Below are 17287 nucleotides of genomic sequence, written 5' to 3'. Positions count from 1 at the left end.
TAATCCCAAATCAATGTAAATCCTAAATTCACTCACATAAAGTTAGCAGATTAAACAATTATTTAATCGTATTTTTATTTTTTAGTATTATTGAAAACCATCTGGTACGATCCTCGTAAAAGAGCCTTATTAAAAGCATAGCCCATGTAGTTGCGGCTTACACCAATGTACACCATGAGTATAGAAAAGCTGGAACAATACATCACCACCGCCGACCTGGGTAAGCTGGAAGCCTTACTGATGCAAAGCCCCACGCTGGCCACTACCATAACCAGCCACCAGGTTTCGCCATTAATGTTATCTTGTTATTACAAAAAGCCTGAGGTTACTGATGTGTTGTTGAGATACGTTAACCAGATCACCTTATTTGAAGCAGCTGCTGCCGGGAAGTTGGAAGTAGTAAGTCATTTTGTTGAAACCAATCCTGATACGATTAACGATCACGCCTCCGATGGTTTTACCCCACTTGGTTTGGCCTGTTATTTTGGTCATGAGGCGGTTGCCCGTTACCTGGTGACTAATGGCGCCGATGTTAACTTACCATCAAACAATGGTTTCCGGGTTGCGCCTATACACTCTGCCTGCGCCGGTAATTATACTGCCATAGCCCGTTTGCTGGTTGAAAACGGTGCGCAGGTAAACGTAAAGCAACAGGCAGGTGCCACTCCTATACATTCAGCTGCTCAAAATGGTAACATCGAAATGCTGATCCTGCTGCTGGAGCATGGCGCCATTACCAATGTACGTATGGAAGGCGGCAAGCTCCCCGCCGATCTGGCCCGCGAAAAGGGTTTTGAAGAAATTGCAGAGATATTGGGTTGATCATACTTCTGTTTTGTCATTCTGGGCGGAGCGAAGAATATATTCGTTGGTAGGCATGGCGTATACCCGCTCTTGGCCGCGGGAGGGCCAGTCACTTTGTCGCCACAAAGTAACCAAAAGGCTTTCAGCAGAAATGCTTCTTTACGGCACAAGGCCTTTGCCCTCCAAATCAGTCAGAACCAGGGCTGCAATTATTTTGCCCCACTTTGTTCCCGCGTTTCCCTGCGCTTCAGCAAAAACTTGCTATGCCCCGCATCCGCACAGGCCACCATTGTTCTGCCCGCTTTCGCCCGAAGCTTAACTGCTGACAAAAAAGGAAAAAAGGTTGTTCCTAATCAGTAATTCACTAAATCACTAATTCAATAATTAATCTTGTTACTTCACAAAATGCACCTGCATTGCCGTTACTTGCTTAATGCAGCGGGCAGGTTTCTTTTCGTCTTGTACAATAATGCGGTAGGGGCCATCGGCGGGGGCAAGTGGGGCACCGTCAACCTTATCTGCCAGGATGATGGTTCTGTCGGTAAAGCTTTTATCCAGTTCAGCCAGCGCGAAGATCACCTGGTAGCCGTCACTAGCTTCAACCAGTAAGTATTTAGTCAGATTCTCTCCTTTGAGCTCTGGGCCTAAAGTAACACCCGCGTTCTTCAGTATCTCCGACAGGATAACCCCACTATAGGTATGATCTTTCCCGTCCCTGTCTTTACGCACCACGGTTGTTTGGGTGAATTTTTGCAGATAGGCAGCGTCGATAGTTAATGGTGTACTTACTTCACCACTTATTTTAATGGTTTGTGCTTGAGATATAAAAGGAATAGTTGTAAAGCTTAAAAAAGCGATGCAGGCTATCAGGAGTTGTTTTTTCATGGATATAAATCTAATGCTTTTTATTTTTTGTGGATAGTATATGCGGATCTGAAAATGCAGGATTGGTGATAAATGCCGAATCGGTAAGCATGTTCAAAAAGGCGATCAACTGTTTTTTCTCTATTGAATTTAGTTTTAAACTTTTACCACCGGCTTCGTTGGATTCACCACGCAGAAAGGAGCTTAACGCGGGCGACTGCTCAATGTGTTCGCTGTAATGATCAATCACTTCATCCAGGGTTTTAAACCGGCCGTCGTGCATGTAGGGTGCCGTAAGGGCTACATTGCGTAAGGTTGGCACCTTAAAACGACCGCGATCGGTGGCTAAAGCAGTCAGCTTTTCTATGCCGGAGTCTTTCGGCAGGCTGTCCAGGCCGTTATTATGAAACAATTCCATATAAGTTTTTGGGCCACCATGGCAATGGCTGCAATTGGCTCCGCGGATACCTTTCTCGGGCTGAGGTGCCGTGTTAAACAACTCTATGCCCTTCAATTCGTCGGGTGTAGGTTGATAAGCACCGCGCAGGTACTGATCATAGTGAGAATTGGCTGATATCAGCGTACGCTCAAACTGCGATAGGGCTTTTACTATCTTGTCGCCGGTGATCTTTTCGTCTCCATAAACCAATTTAAACAGGACTGGGTAGTTGGCTGTTTGACTAAGCCGTTGTGCCGAAATGCTTAATGCCTGCCCCATTTCGTGTGGGTTGGTCAGTGGCGTAACAGCCTGTTCTTCCAGTCCATTAGCCCGGCCATCCCAAAACAACCTGCGCGCCCACAATAAATTAACCAGCGACATGGAATTGCGTGGCGTCAATACACCATCTACTCCCGGACTAAATGCTCGTCCATCGGTAAAAGCCTTATCCTGCTGATGACAACTACTACAGGAAAGCTTGTTGTTAGCCGAAAGTTTGGTTTCATAAAAAAGCATCCGACCCAGGTAAACACCTTGTTTAGTAGTAGGATTATCAGCCGGGATCTGGATACGGTTCCCAAAGTTGGCCGGATATACCAGGTTGTATGGGCCTGTTTCGATACCGCCATCTACATAACACCAACCGGATACTATAACAAAGATGAGCAGCAGGAACATAACCCGGCCTTTTCTGAGGCTTTGCCGGCTTAAAAGTGGGTTATGTTTGAGTTGGTGCATGAACAAATTTACTTAAATACTGGCCTTGTGTCATGTTAAAAGGGGCTGTCACCCTGAGCCTGTCGAAGGGCGCGCGTAGAGGCCCTGCCCACCATGCTTCGACAAGCTCAGCATGACATCCGACTTTTATCAATAACTAAAAATCACATTCGCAAAATAATTACGCCCGGCTTCGGGGAAACCTTCTACCAGGGTATAGTTTTTATCAAACAGGTTGTTTACACCACCTTCAATCGAAAATCCTTTAACCAGTGTTAAATGAGCCTTGACATTGGTAAGTGCAAATCCGCCGGATACGGTGCCGTAGCTGGTGCTGTATCTTTTAGAATTATACTCCTCCGATGCCATGACGTACAGTTTTTTGATAGGGGAGTATTGCACCGAACCAAATACTTTGTTTTGTGGTACATCGGTGAGGTAAATAGATGGGCTTGAAAGGTTATTACGTTTCAGATAGGTGTAATTGGCATCTATCCGCACCTGGTCGGCAATGGGATAACCCAAGGCCAGCTCAGCGCCATAATACTCCGCGCGACCCACATTTTGCACCTGCGACAGGTTGGTGCCCGTTTTAGGGTCAACCTGCACATTGTTTACGGTTTGGATCAGGTTGCCAATCTTGCTGTAAAATAAGGATGCCTGTACCGATAGTTTGCCGCTCAGTAACGTATGATAGCTCAGGTCATAATTTAAAGCGTTCTCTGCTTTCAGGTTAGGATTGGGGATAAAAGTTCCAAATTTATACGAGTACCTGTCTTTGATGGTAGCAAAACGGGTTTTGCGGGCCACCGAAAGTGTAATAGCATTCGTGCTGTCTATATCGTATTGTAATAAGCCTTGTAAGTTCCAGGCGCTGTTGCTGTTGGCCGGTAGCTGGCTCACCACATTGTTGGTGTATTGCTGGGCATCAATGCTGTGCCTGTTCATATAACTTATCCCAGCATTGGCTTTTAAGGCCGATGTGAGGTGATAAGTATCCTCGGCGCCAACGGTAAAGTTGTTGTCCGCGTCGCGCCTTACGGGTTCGCCTACATTATGCTCGCGGTGCACATCCTGTTTAAAATGACCCGCTACACTGAAACTGTTGTTTTTTAAGCTGGTATTTTCAAACATGATACTGCTGCCCAGCGTGTAGTCATTGTAAATACTGGTGAAGGCATACGGTTTGGTCATGCTGTTGTAGGAGGCATTATCAAAACTTTGCAGGTTGTTTTTAAACTGATCATAATACCAGCGGGTTTTGATCACGTTGGTGCTGTTGATGCGGTTATTGCTGATCAAATAAAGACTCTGGGTATCCCAGTTGGGCCATTTCCAGTAACGCGGACTTTTAAACAGCGGGTTAGCCGTATCATCGCCGGTATAAACGGGAGTTCCTTTGGTGCCATGCTGATAGCTGTAACCCACGGCATATTCCTGGTTGGCGGTAGGGGTAAAGCCAACTTTGCCGCTTACGGCCACATCATTATTGTAGGAGTTATCGCGATGGCCGCCATCTTCATTTTTAGTAGGCACAAAATCATGCGACAGCGGGTACCAGTTACGTTTTAACTGCGAGGCCGAGATTTCGTAATAAACCTTACCCAGGTTGGAGCCTATATTGGTATTTAGCCTGTAACCGCCGCTTAGCCAACCGGCAATGGCACTCAGCTCAAAAGGTTTTACGGGTTTACGGCTGATGAGGTTGATAGCACCGCCTTCGGCATTTGGGCCATACAAAACCGAAGAATAGCCTTTGGCAATCTGTATTTCTGATAAGTTGAAGGTATTGAACCGTGCCAGATCAACATAACCATCGTAAGGTACGTATAGCGGCACACCATCCAGGTAAATAGGAACCGAACGCACATCGAACCCGCGGATGCTTACTGCCGATTCATTCCTTGGGCCCACAGCTGTTAAGGTAACACCAGGCAGCAGGTTCAGAGCGCTGGAAACGGTTAAGCGGTTATACCGGTTAATGGTGCCCGAACTTAGCTTATCAGATCGTAAACTATCTTTTGTACCGATGATATTCACCTGCCCCAACTGGAAAACATGTTTGGAGGTGTCCCTGTCTTGAGCCTGAGCATTTAAATGAGATAGGTTGAGCGCGGTTAAAACAGTGATAATAAAGAGTAAAGGTTTTTTCATGAACAATGCGTTATATAAAATAAGATATAACGCAAATTCGCAATTTTGACCGGAATTTAAAGTATCCGGAGATTATTTGTTGAATTTTGCTACCCTAAAATGGTGGCTTAGCTTGTCATGAGAAGATATTTTAAAAGAAGAAGTGCTGGTAGGGTGCGATTCCCGCTGAGGGGGCTGGGGCAATTGTAGAAAGACTTACGAAGTTTCTAAAACTTCGTAAGTCTAATTATCTACTGTCGAAATATGACGGACAGGGTCTTTGAGGATGATTACCCTTTATAAAAATTACTCCAAACCTTGTGTCCGAAATTTAAAGAATGTTTTTCTAAAATTTAAGTCCTTCGGTATTATCCTTTAAAAACTCCTGTAATTTTTGATGCAGCAGATGAAACTCCCCTATCACCTTTATACCATACTCTGTTATCACCGCATTACCACCTCCTTTACCCCCACGATGCGATATCACCAGCGGTTGGCTAAAATGCTCATTCATGTGGTTTACCAGGTCCCAGGCTTGCTTGTATGACATTTTCATTTGGAGAGCCGCCTGTCTGATAGAACCAGAAGCCTGGATACGCCCCAACAATTCAACCCGCCCATGGCCGAGAACTTTTTCGTCCCCGATCTCTATCCAAACTCTGCCGTTCAATTTAAATATAGGATCACTCATTATTAATAATGAAAGTAAGGCTATTTTGATGAAAAGGCAAATCCCGGGATATCATCGCGGATATTTTGCGGCAAGCAACGCTGGGTTTGGCTAAAGCCTTAATTGAACGATCCTTTATCCGTTGGCTAAAGCCAACGGCAATGGATAAGATACATCAATTCATTGCCGTCCCATTTATAGGACGGGTAAAATAAATAGCAAGGTTGGGGCTTTAGCCCAATGGGATAATGAAAGGTATTTTGATTGGCATGTGCGTAAACCGACGGTCTTTTATGAGAGCACCGGCTCATTGCTTTGAGTGCCAGCTTTATCCGCATCATTCACCGGAGTTCCCTGTTGCTGCTGTAATTCTTCAAAATATTTCTTTTTTACAACCGTAGTCATTTTATGATCGCCGGTATGGCTCCAGCCTGGAGGCATCACCATGTACAGAAATTTGTTTTTGATGCCCGGTGCCCGGTATACGTCCTTGGCCAGGGCCACTATTTCGCCAAAATAAGCATCCAGGAAGCTATTCTTGATCATCGGGCGACTGATACCGTATTCGATAGGGATGTTACGGTCTTCCACCTGGTAGGTACCAAAAACTTTATCCCAGATGTTCAATAGATTACAAAAGTTGGTATCCATATAAAGCGGGTTACGTGCATGATGTACGCGGTGGTGCGACGGGGTAAGGATAATATTATTCAGGAAACCCAGGCGACCGTCATGTACCAGGTTTTCGCCAATGTGGATCATACCGCCCCAAAAGCCGTCGATAAACATAATCACAAATAGCATGGCTGGAGGTACACCCAGCAAAATACAGGTTGTGGTTCGGATAAAATCGGCATAAGGCCCTTCTAGAAAGAAGTGAGCATAACTTACCGAAAGGTTCATGCTTTCGGGAGCGTGATGGGTAGAGTGCAGGCACCAGAACAGTCTTACTTTATGCCCGAAATAATGATATAAAAAGTGACCAAACTCCCATACAACGTAACCATAAATAAACCAATACCAGGTGAACGAAAGCTTAAAGATGGCGTATTTTTCAAACAAGCCGATGCAAATACCCACCATGGCAATAGATATTACCCGGCCAATAAAAGAGTTGAACACATAGGAGAAAAAAGTTAGCTTGTAATTGATCACCTTAAAACGCTTGTAAAATGCTCCCCTGATAATCTCCATCACCAATAGAAAAGGCATAATGGGTACCAGTAATGCCACAAAGCCCTGATAGGTGAGCAGTTTATCATAATCGCCCGATTTGATGATTTCGATTAATTGGCCAAATCCAAAAAAGCCTGTAAATTGATGCCATACAGCGTTTAAGAAGTCCATTCGTTAAATTTTTATAATTGGTTTATTGATTTAAAACGGAATTAATATGTAATTATGTATGTACATAGTAATTTTTATAAAAGTCAGCAAAATTTATTTACCCTGCAAGTTAAAATCTAAATTTAGGGACTAAACTGTTAAAGAACCCCAATGATTACTTCTTATTATCGCAAAGTCGTGGTGACGGGAAAGAGAGGGGCATTCAGCGAATATAGGCCAAAGGTGAATCGTTGATCACATTTAGCTATACGCAAAACCCTTTCACCAGATCTTCCCATAATTTTTCGTATATTTATATCAATCAACAGCCCGGTTTTCTCTTTTGGGAAAAAACCGGGCTGTTTTGTTAACACCAAAACAAGGTCGAAAATCAACTGTTTGGTGTGTAGTTATTTGATAATTAGATATTTAATACTTTTTAAAGTTTCAAAAACTACTCAAAACCGGGTTTTAATTTGTTAAAAAGTGTTAAAATGAGGGTTTTTTGAGTAGTTTTTGAATGATTTTTACCCGATTTTGATCGAAAAATTGTTAAAATTTAAGGTTTAAAAAGTTTTTGATCATGGTTTCCAGATGTTATCTTTTTTATCTGTGTCCGGATCATAGGTAGTGCCTAGCACCATTTGTTTAACTGGCTTTTTAGCCGCGAAGGTAACATTGGTGGTTTTGTTGCCTTTGGCCCAGCAAGCAATGCTCTGATGCACCAGCTGCGAACTGCCATCCTGATAATATACAGTGAGGTTAATGGGTACAGGCTTGGTACCGATGCTGGTAATGGTCACACTATATTTTTGTTGTTGATGGCTTACTTTGCTGATAGCCAGGTTAGGCTGCCCGTTGTCAAAGAACCAGCTTTTCCAAAACCAGTTAAGGTTAATGCCCGAACCGGTATTGATACAGTTGAAAAAATCGTAGGGCATTGGGTGTTTACCATGCCATTGGCTAATATAGTAATGTAAGGCTTTGGTAAACAGCTCATCGCCCAGCATATCTTTGACATATAAATAGCCCAGACCGGGTTTAGGGTAGCTATCTGTAAATTTTGAAACGCCGGTAAGCTGAGGGGTTAGGGTCATGACAGGCACATCCTGCTCAATGCCAGCGCTGTTTTCTGTTGCTGCAACGCCATAAGGATCCACGATGCTGGGGTCGATAACCGGACTGATAAGCCATTCGCCAATGGTGGCCCAGCCTTCGTCCATCCAGCCATACTTGGTTTCGTTGGTGCCCATGTAAAAAGGAAACATGGTGTGAAATATTTCATGGTCGGTCAATTCAATAGCATCGGCGGTGTTTTCTAATGGATTATCGTTCACCATCATCGGGTATTCCATTTGGTCGAGCCCGTCAAATACGGTTTCATGCGGGTAGGGATATGGCCATTTCGGAAACTGATAGCTCATCGTTTCTACTGTTTTACGGGCGTAGTTCACTACCTCAAAATAATCCTTATGTGCAGGATTAAAAACGGCATCAACACGCGTGCGGCGATTAGTTTTGGTATCGACCACTAAACTTGATGCCTTCCAGATATAATGGTTGCTGATAGCAAAAACAAGGTCAGTAACGCTGTCGGCTTCAAATTTCCAGGTATTGGTAGGATTGTTCCTGGCGATATCAGCAGCCTCAACATCGGCTTGGGTAATAATATCGGTTATCTTATCGCTGATGCTTGCCTGGTTTATCAGTTTTACATATTTGGGGTTATACACCTGTTCGGGGTTTTTGAGGTTTCCTGTAGCCCAAACCTGGTAATTGCCAGGTACGGTGATCTCGGCATTAAAATGGCAAAAATCGTTGTAAAACTCCTGCGAGCCCAGGTAGGGAAATTCGTTCCAGCCGTCAATATCGTCATAAACGGCTATACGCGGGAAAAAATAGGCCACAAAGAAAGCTCCGGTATCAATTTGCCCGGTACGTATATGTGATGTTTTGTTGAGGGTATAAGCATACTCGATATCAAAATGAGTCTTTTGCCCGGGTGCTAAATGAGCGTTCAGCATCATATTGGTACCTTCAATACGATGTTTGGTGCTGTCCTGTAATTGGTTATTAACGCTGATTGATTTGATATGTACGCCATCGGTAAGGTCTTGAGCAGATACAGGCATATCACGAATCGCCCCTTTTTTGTATAAATTAGGGTAAAGCTTAAACAGAACTGTGCTAAGCGTATCCGGGCTGTTATTGGCATAATCAATAGCCACTGTGCCGGCAATATTCCGGCTTTTGGGGTCAAAGCTTACTTTGATATGGTAGTCGGCAGTATTTTGCCAGTAGTTTTTCCCGGGGGCTCCTGCTTTGGTGCGCGTTCCTTTGGTATACGTATTTTGCAGATTTAAGGCTATCGGTAGGTTAACCTGCGCGTAAGAAATGGTACTGCCGGATAAGAGTACTATTGCGAGTAATTTTTTGATGTTAAGCATTAAGCGAAATTATATCAGTTATATTTGAAGGTAAATATAATAAACTGAATAGGCAGCAACGTATGCCTGCCAAATAAGTGATTTTAACATATTTAAGTTCAACGGATAAATACCACCATTATACCCCATATAAATAAACTAATGACCGCAGAAAAAATAATTATGATAACAGGTAAGCAATACCTGGAATTAAAACAAAAGCTGGAAAGTGGTGATGGCCTTACCTATAATATAGGTACAGATAAACACCCCGAGGAAGTGAAAATTATTAACATGTATATGGATACCGATCCTGATTTTACGCGTAACCCCCGGCAGTTTGCCAAAATGCATGAAGATTTGAATATCCAGGTAAAAATGGAGTACGTAATTGAGTCTTAAGTCCAAAGTTTTAAGTCAGAAGTCCAAAGTCATTTTGACTTGAAATTTAAGATTCAGGACTTCTGTCTTAAAACTACCATCCGCCTTTAAAACCTTCGGTTAGGGCATTTTGATATTTTTCCAGATCAAAAGAATATAAGTAGGGAGCTTTGTGAGCTCCCCCTTTACGGGGTTGCTCGGCCCGGGTCAGGATGCCAAAACCAAGTATGCGGCGTTGAAAATTGCGCCGGTCCAGCTTTTTGTCCAGTATGGTTTCATATAGCTTTTGCAGCTCGGGCATGGTGAACTCTTTAGGCATCAGGTTATATCCTATAGGTTGATAACTGAGCTGTACGCGGAGTGTTTCCAATGCGGTTTTAAATATCAGTTCATGATCAAGCAGAAATTCGGGCATATCATCCAGATCGCGCCAGGTGCAAAGTTCAGAAAACTGGTCGGCCTGCGGTACTACACCAAAAAAATCAACCAGTGCATAATAGCCTATCGATAAAAAACGGTTAGCAAACCAGTTTTGCTCATCAGATACTATGTTTTTATAAAGATCATGGTGGAATTTTGCACGATCTGGAGCACCAAAAATGTGAAATTGCTGCAAAAATATTTTATCAAGACCGGTACGTTCTTTCAATATGCGGTTGGCGGCCATTTCAATAGGTTCCTGTTTCTGCACAAAGCCACCGGGTAGCAACCATTTCTTTTCATCCTGGGGGTTTAACAATAAAACCTTCATCTGCCCCTCATGAAAGCCAAAAACAACGCAATCGATAGAAATATGATCCAAATAATTTTTACGCGCGTCTTCGCTATATTCAATAAGTTGTTCTCTAGTTAACATTTGTGCTATTGTACAAATAAAGTTTGATTATTTAATTATAATAATTACAATTGTGTACTTTATACACCATTGTTTTTGTTTTATTGCAACCAATTTGAATCCGTAACTTTCTATTAAAATAAGTAATTAATATTCAGTTACATGGCTTTTATTTTATTCATATTTGTTTATCCAATTCTGTTATATCTAAATTAAAAAAATGAAAAAGTGTTTTTCAACCCGAATCACCAACAAGGTTATCCCGCTTTGTTTTGTGGCATTGATCCCCTTTTATAAAGCATCAGCCCAAACCAAAACTGAGGATACCAGGATGAATACTTATGTTACCGGTTTAATGAGTAAGATGACCCTTGATGAAAAAATAGGGCAGCTTAATCTGGTAACTATTGGTGCCGCAACCACTGGTTCAGTCGTAAATAAAGGTGTTGAGGAAAAAATAAAAAATGGTGCCATTGGAGGTGTATTTGGTATATGGGGTGCGGATCAGGTAAAACAGATCCAGGACCTGGCAGTAAAAAGCTCCAGGCTACATATCCCGCTTATTTTTGGATTGGATGTGATTCACGGGCATCGTACTATTTTTCCAATTCCGCTGGGTCTTTCAGCTAGTTGGGATATGGATTTGATCAAACGATCGGCACAGATCGCGGCTAAAGAGGCTACCGCCGAAGGTTTGAATTGGGTATACTCACCTATGGTTGATATTGCACGTGATCCACGCTGGGGGCGTATTTCGGAAGGTTCGGGTGAGGATCCATGGTACGGTTCGCAGGTGGCAAAAGCTATGGTGCAAGGTTACCAGGGTAATAACATGAAAAACGCAGATGCAGTGATGGCTTGTGTAAAACATTTTGCCTTATATGGTGGTGCCGAAGCTGGTCGCGAGTATAACACGGTGGATATGAGCCGTATTAAAATGTACCAGGATTATCTGCCTCCTTATAAAGCAGCAGTGGATGCGGGAGCAGGTAGTTTTATGAGCTCCTTTAATACAGTTGATGGCGTGCCGGCCACAGGTAATCAATGGTTGTTAACCGATGTGTTGCGTAAACAATGGGGCTTTAAAGGTTTTGTAGTATCTGATTATACCGCTGTTAATGAAATGACAGCGCATGGATTGGGTGATCTGCAAACTGTATCAGCGTTAGCTCTTAAAGCCGGTTTGGATATGGATATGGTAGGCGAAGGCTTTTTAACTACATTAAAAAAATCATTAACCGCCGGTAAAGTAACCCAACAGGAAATTGACCTGGCATGCCGCCGTGTGCTGGAGGCCAAATACAAATTGGGATTATTTGATAACCCCTATAAGTCAATTGATGCAAACCGCGAAGCTAAAGATGTACTAACAGCCGAAAATCGTACGGAAGCACGTAATATCACCAAGCATTCATTTGTGCTGTTAAAAAATAGTAATCAAACACTGCCGTTAAAGAAAACAGGTTCCATTGCACTGGTAGGTCCTCTGGCAAATAATCAGCGCGATATGCTGGGCACCTGGGTAGTTGCCGGCGATTGGCAAAAATCAATTAGTGTAATGCAGGGCATTAAGAATGTAGTTGGTGATGGCGTTACTATTAACTATGCCAAAGGTGCCAACATCACAGAAGATAGCCTATTTATACAGCGGCTGAACTTTTTTGGTCAGCAGATGGTAACAGTTGATCCCAAACCTGCTGATGAATTATTGAAAGAGGCTGTTGAAGCTGCTAAAAAATCGGATGTAATTGTGGCTGTGGTAGGTGAATCACAAAGTATGTCGGGCGAATCATCAAGCCGCTCAGATATTGATATTCCCGAAAGCCAAAAAAATATGCTGAAAGAACTGGCCAAGTTGGGTAAACCATTAGTTATTGTATTATTTAATGGCCGTCCTCTTACCTTAACCTGGGAAGATAAACATGCCAGCGCTATATTAGATGTTTGGGCTCCTGGAACCGAAGCCGGTAATGCTATAGCTGATGTCCTGTTTGGCGATTATAATCCTGCCGGAAAAATTACCGCTACCTTTCCACGCAGTGTAGGGCAGATACCTATTTACTATAACCACAAAAACACAGGCAGGCCATATACCAGCGGGCCATCAAAGTTTAAATCAAATTATCTTGATATTTCAAACGACCCGCTTTATCCATTTGGTTATGGGTTAAGCTATACTACTTTTGGCTATAGTGATGTTAAACTCAATAAAACAACACTAAAAGGTAATGACAACCTTACAGCAACAGTAACTGTTACCAATACCGGTAAATATGCAGGAGAAGAGGTGGTGCAATTGTATATCAGCGATCCGGTAGCCAGCATAAGCCGGTCTGTAAAGGAACTGAAGGGTTTTAAAAAGATAAGCCTGCAACCAGGTGAACAAAAAGAGGTGTCATTTACTATCACTCCAGAAGAGCTTAAATTTTATAACAGCCAACTTAGGTATGATTGGGAGCCAGGCAAGTTCATTGTTGAAATTGGTACAAACTCAAGCGATACGCATAATGCTTCTGTACAATGGAATAAATAACAAAGTGAACTTTTCTTAATGATCTTAAAATGGCGGAGGTATTATAATATCTCCGCCATTTTTAGTTTTCGAAGAAAAAGCCGAAAGTATTTTATATGTTGATAAGTGTTTATTTGACAATTTTATAGATGCATATTAATCATATAAATGATTGTACGGCAGTTTTATATGTTTCGTTATAAGTGTTATAATGACATTATTTTTGATTATAAAGATGTTTTTGACAATTAAAATGGAATCGATTGCGTTGATAAAACACGGATTTATTATCAGAAAAAATATAGATTTTGTTGTCGTCTATTAATAATTATTGCTCACGACCAATTTTTGGATGTGTAGAATCATTAGTAGCAACAATTTTACATTGCTATATTTTTATAAAAAAATAAGTTTTGTTAATAATTTATTAATAAAACAAACGCAAATTGCCATGTTTGCTTGCTATAATGATTTACTAATAATTAATTTGTAAATCTTCACTTTTTACTTGTGTAAACAATACACTCTCATTACATTAGATGAGCAGCCAATTAAAATTTCTGAATTGACAGAAATTACACTGAATCTAATATTATTATAACATTTTAATTAATGTGCTTAACCCGAAAGGGTAAGCAAAAACGGGTGATAGCGGGGATAAATTAAAAATTTATTACGGGGAAGATTATATGATAAAACTTTTACACTCTTTATTTTTTTCGAATCTTCTGAATTTAGGTGCCGCTATTTTAAAAGCCGCACTATTAGGTTTTTCTGCCCCGAAAACAATTCATCCCTGAAAATTTTATGGTCCAATTATAAACTTAAAACTATGGTTATCGACTTACAATCTTAAATCAAATATATTAATCAACTAAATCTCAATCTCATGTTTAAAAGTTTACTCCTCAAGGGAAGATTCCTTGGTGTGCTGCTATGCTGCCTGGTTTCTTCATTGGTAGTTACAGCGCAAACAAAGTACAAGGGTAAAGTTATCGGCAGCGACGATAAACTACCCGTAGTAGGTGCGTCAGTACGCATTAAGGGTACTACCACAGGTTCTGTAACGGATGTTAATGGCGAATTTACGCTGAGCCTAAGTCCGGGCAACACATTGGTGGTTTCCTACATCGGATATCAAACTACCGAAGTAAAAGTAGGCACCGATGCCAACATCAGAATTACGCTGCAGGCCGGCAGCAATTCACTGAATGAAGTTGTTGTTACTGGTTACGGCTCTCAACGTAAAAAGGACATCACTGGTTCGGTAGCTATTGTTAACGTGACTACGATGAAATCGGTGCCCGCAGGTAACACAGCTACATTGTTACAAGGTCAGGCTTCAGGTGTAACGGTTACCAACTCCGGTCAGCCGGGTGCTGCAACTTCTGTAAATATTCGTGGTGTAGGTTCTATTTTTAGTACAGCGCCATTGGTTATTATCGATGGTACTCCAGGTAAATTAGACGACATCAACGTAAACGACATTGAATCTATACAAGTACTAAAGGATGCGGGTTCGGCATCTATTTATGGTGTACGTGGTTCAAATGGTGTAATTGTTGTTACTACGAAAAAAGGTAAATCAGGAAAGACGACCATAACCTATGATGGTTTCTATGGAACTACCAGACCATTAAAAGATGGTTTTAAACTGGCAGATACCAAAACATACATGGAGGCCGAATTTGAGTCGTATAAAAATGACGGTAAGATAGGTGGTGGACCGAAAGGAAACCCTAATACTCAATTTGACCCACAAGGAACAGGTACCTATACTATTCCGGATTTCATTTCTCCGGCAGGTGCTAAAATAGGTGATCCGGGTACTACGGCCGCTGATTATACCTTAAATCCTTTAACAGGTGTAGGTAATCAGGTAACTATGGCCAATAAGCAGGGAACCGACTGGTTTCATGAAGTATTTAAACCCGCCCCAACTACAATACATAATATAACAGCCAGCGGAGGTAATGATAAATCAACCTATTTAATGTCGGTTGGTTATCTTAATCAGCAGGGTACATTGATCGGTACTTATGAAAAACGCTACTCTACAAGAATCAATACAAATTTTAATCTTGCAGATCATGTACGTGTTGGTGAAAATGCCTATTTGTTTAATAAAAACAACCCTAATATGGGTACGGCTAACCAGAATGAAGGCAATGCGATTTCCTTCATTTATCGCGAACCTCCTATCATCCCGGTTTATGATATTATGGGTAATTATGCTGGTTCAAGATCTCCAGGTTTAAGTAACTCTCAAAACCCTGTAGCTATTGTTCAACGCAGCCTTGCCAATAGCAAGTTAAGGGGGAATAACCAGGATTGGCAAATTCAAGGTAACCTTTTTGCTGAGGTTGATTTCCTGAAACACTTCACTGCCCGTACGCAATTTGGTGGTACTATTGATAACTATTATAATCGTTATTTTAACCCAACTCCGTATGAAAATGCTGAAGGTAATACAGGCGCAAATTCGTATCAGGAAATTTCGGGATACCGCAGCAATTATACATGGACTAATACTTTAAATTACAATCAACAATTTGGCAAACATAGCTTAAAGGTATTGTTAGGAGAGGAGTCCATCAATAACTATGGCCGCCAGGTACAGGCCGGTAGAGGAAATTACAATATAACCGATCCGGATTATATACAATTGAACACAGGCTCGCCATCTGGCCAAACAAATACCAATAACTTTCTTGATTATAACGTATTTTTCTCCAATACTATCCAATCTTATTTTGCAAGGTTAGATTATGCGTTTGATGATAAATACCTGTTAAGCAGTACTATCAGACGGGATGGATCTTCTTATTTTGCTCCTGGTTACAGGTACGGAACTTTTCCTTCAGTAACTTTAGGCTGGAGAATATCTAAAGAAGATTTCCTGAAAGGTGTTAACTGGATAAATGATTTAAAACTGCGTGGTGGTTATGGTTCATTAGGATCATTGAGTGGTGTGGCAACGCAGCCTTACAACGCTTACGATTTATATACAGCAGGCCCTGGAACTCAATATTATGATATCAATGGTACCGGAAATATTGCAAACTTGGGGTACTCGCTCACACAAAAAGGTAATAAACAAACTACCTGGGAAACGGATAAAGAGTTAAATATTGGTATCGATGGAACGATATTGAATAATGCGGTTGATTTTTCATTTGAATATTATAAAAAAACAACCTCTGGATTATTATTTAAATCACAGCTGCCCGCCCCGGCAGGTATTCCAAACCCTCCTTATATCAATGCCGGAAATTTAGTAAACAAAGGTTTTGATTTCAGTGTAAATTATCATGGTAATATCGACCAGCTTAAATTTACAGTAGGACTTAATTTTAGCCACTACAGCAATTTAGTGAAATCGCTAAATTCAGGTGTACCTTATCTGGATGTTAATAGTGCAGGTTCAACCCGCTTGCAAAATTTTGTACGGTTGCAGCCGGGACAGCCAGTGGGAGAGTTTTATGGCTATCAGGTAGTGGGCTTATATCAAAGTCAGGCCGATGTTGATAACTCTCCAGGGTATAGCGGAGCTAAACCTGGTTTATTTAAGCTAAAGGATGTTAACGGAGACGGCAAAATTGATGCCAATGACCGTACTTTTATAGGAAACCCAAATCCTAAGTTTACAGGAGGATTAAATTTAGGCGCCAGTTATAAGGGCTTTGATTTTAGCGCCTTCTTCTATGGCGTTTATGGTAATAAAGTTGCTAATTACGTTAAATACTGGACAAGTTTCCCCGCTGTGTTTGATGGCAACGTAAGTGCCAATATATTAACAGATTCATGGCATCCTGGTGCTGATAACAGCAAAGCTACTATTCCTATTTTAACAAGAGCAGCTAATATTGGCAACACTGGTGCGTTTAACTCATTTTATATTGAAAATGGCTCTTTCCTAAGATTAAAATCATTACAAATAGGCTACACTCTATCTCCGGAAGCATTAAGAAAAATTGGTTTATCTAAGGTAAGAGTGTTCGTATTAGGAAATAATCTTTTTACAATCACCAAGTATACTGGCTTAGATCCTGAATTACAGAATTCGGCTCTTAATAATAGTACTGCGGGTGATAACACCAGCTTTGGTATTGACTTCGGAAACTATCCGGCAAACGAAAAAAGATACAGTATAGGTGTACAGGCGACGTTTTAATGTTTA

At 41.4% G+C, this 17287-nt stretch carries 11 protein-coding genes; 4 read left to right on the top strand and 7 right to left on the bottom strand.

All coding sequences use genetic code 11. From position 1 onward, the window contains the following. The first annotated feature begins 174 nt into the window (after window positions 1-174). On the top strand, window positions 175-822 hold the full coding sequence (locus G7092_RS12290) for an ankyrin repeat domain-containing protein (protein ID WP_166089669.1): 648 nt from the start codon (window positions 175-177) through the stop codon (window positions 820-822). Between the two features lie 375 nt (window positions 823-1197). On the opposite strand, the gene G7092_RS12285 is transcribed toward G7092_RS12290, so the two are convergent. The 6 genes from G7092_RS12285 to G7092_RS12260 all read right to left on the bottom strand — a co-directional run bounded on the left by G7092_RS12285 (window position 1198) and on the right by G7092_RS12260 (window position 9400). Then, window positions 1198-1689, bottom strand: a complete 492-nt coding sequence (locus tag G7092_RS12285) for a molybdopterin-dependent oxidoreductase (protein ID WP_166089667.1) — start codon at window positions 1687-1689, stop codon at window positions 1198-1200. Between the two features lie 10 nt (window positions 1690-1699). Then, window positions 1700-2845 (bottom strand): cytochrome-c peroxidase, encoded by a 1146-nt coding sequence (locus G7092_RS12280; RefSeq protein WP_166089664.1) that lies wholly within the window; start codon window positions 2843-2845, stop codon window positions 1700-1702. Between the two features lie 129 nt (window positions 2846-2974). Then, entirely contained in the window at window positions 2975-4978 is a 2004-nt protein-coding gene (locus tag G7092_RS12275; protein WP_166089662.1) for a TonB-dependent receptor plug domain-containing protein, read from the bottom strand. Between the two features lie 325 nt (window positions 4979-5303). After that, on the bottom strand, window positions 5304-5648 hold the full coding sequence (locus G7092_RS12270; protein ID WP_166089660.1) for a winged helix-turn-helix domain-containing protein: 345 nt from the start codon (window positions 5646-5648) through the stop codon (window positions 5304-5306). Window positions 5649-5918: 270 nt separating this feature from the next. Beyond that, window positions 5919-6974, bottom strand: a complete 1056-nt coding sequence (locus tag G7092_RS12265) for a sterol desaturase family protein (protein WP_166089658.1) — start codon at window positions 6972-6974, stop codon at window positions 5919-5921. Window positions 6975-7534: 560 nt separating this feature from the next. Further along, window positions 7535-9400: a M1 family metallopeptidase gene (locus G7092_RS12260; protein ID WP_166089656.1), complete on the bottom strand. Its 1866-nt coding sequence runs from the start codon at window positions 9398-9400 to the stop codon at window positions 7535-7537. 141 nt (window positions 9401-9541) lie between these two features. Between G7092_RS12260 and G7092_RS12255 the strand changes: the two genes are divergently transcribed. After that, window positions 9542-9781, top strand: coding sequence for a hypothetical protein (locus G7092_RS12255; RefSeq protein ID WP_166089654.1), 240 nt, complete (start codon window positions 9542-9544; stop codon window positions 9779-9781). 73 nt (window positions 9782-9854) lie between these two features. On the opposite strand, the gene G7092_RS12250 is transcribed toward G7092_RS12255, so the two are convergent. After that, a complete protein-coding gene (locus G7092_RS12250) occupies window positions 9855-10616 on the bottom strand; it encodes an NUDIX hydrolase (RefSeq protein ID WP_166089652.1) in 762 nt (253 codons plus the stop codon). Window positions 10617-10815: 199 nt separating this feature from the next. Between G7092_RS12250 and bglX the strand changes: the two genes are divergently transcribed. Together bglX and G7092_RS12240 are read left to right on the top strand one after the other, a co-directional pair. Further along, the gene (bglX, locus tag G7092_RS12245; protein ID WP_166089650.1) at window positions 10816-13128 is read left to right on the top strand and encodes a beta-glucosidase BglX; all 2313 of its coding nucleotides are present in this window, start codon (window positions 10816-10818) and stop codon (window positions 13126-13128) included. Between the two features lie 868 nt (window positions 13129-13996). After that, on the top strand, window positions 13997-17281 hold the full coding sequence (locus G7092_RS12240) for a SusC/RagA family TonB-linked outer membrane protein (protein ID WP_166089647.1): 3285 nt from the start codon (window positions 13997-13999) through the stop codon (window positions 17279-17281). Window positions 17282-17287 lie beyond the last annotated feature (6 nt).

The sequence above is a fragment of the Mucilaginibacter inviolabilis genome (genome assembly GCF_011089895.1).
Lineage (GTDB): Bacteria > Bacteroidota > Bacteroidia > Sphingobacteriales > Sphingobacteriaceae > Mucilaginibacter > Mucilaginibacter inviolabilis.
The sequence above is the reverse complement of the archived record's forward strand: the minus strand, read 5'-3'. Positions and strand labels throughout refer to the sequence as shown.

Coding starts and splice junctions, on each gene's coding strand:
- G7092_RS12290 (WP_166089669.1), top strand. CDS start 175: ATGAGTATAGAAAAGCTGGAACAATACATCACCACCGCCGACCTGGGT.
- G7092_RS12285 (WP_166089667.1), bottom strand. CDS start 1,689: ATGAAAAAACAACTCCTGATAGCCTGCATCGCTTTTTTAAGCTTTACA.
- G7092_RS12280 (WP_166089664.1), bottom strand. CDS start 2,845: ATGCACCAACTCAAACATAACCCACTTTTAAGCCGGCAAAGCCTCAGA.
- G7092_RS12275 (WP_166089662.1), bottom strand. CDS start 4,978: ATGAAAAAACCTTTACTCTTTATTATCACTGTTTTAACCGCGCTCAAC.
- G7092_RS12270 (WP_166089660.1), bottom strand. CDS start 5,648: ATGAGTGATCCTATATTTAAATTGAACGGCAGAGTTTGGATAGAGATC.
- G7092_RS12265 (WP_166089658.1), bottom strand. CDS start 6,974: ATGGACTTCTTAAACGCTGTATGGCATCAATTTACAGGCTTTTTTGGA.
- G7092_RS12260 (WP_166089656.1), bottom strand. CDS start 9,400: ATGCTTAACATCAAAAAATTACTCGCAATAGTACTCTTATCCGGCAGT.
- G7092_RS12255 (WP_166089654.1), top strand. CDS start 9,542: ATGACCGCAGAAAAAATAATTATGATAACAGGTAAGCAATACCTGGAA.
- G7092_RS12250 (WP_166089652.1), bottom strand. CDS start 10,616: ATGTTAACTAGAGAACAACTTATTGAATATAGCGAAGACGCGCGTAAA.
- bglX (WP_166089650.1), top strand. CDS start 10,816: ATGAAAAAGTGTTTTTCAACCCGAATCACCAACAAGGTTATCCCGCTT.
- G7092_RS12240 (WP_166089647.1), top strand. CDS start 13,997: ATGTTTAAAAGTTTACTCCTCAAGGGAAGATTCCTTGGTGTGCTGCTA.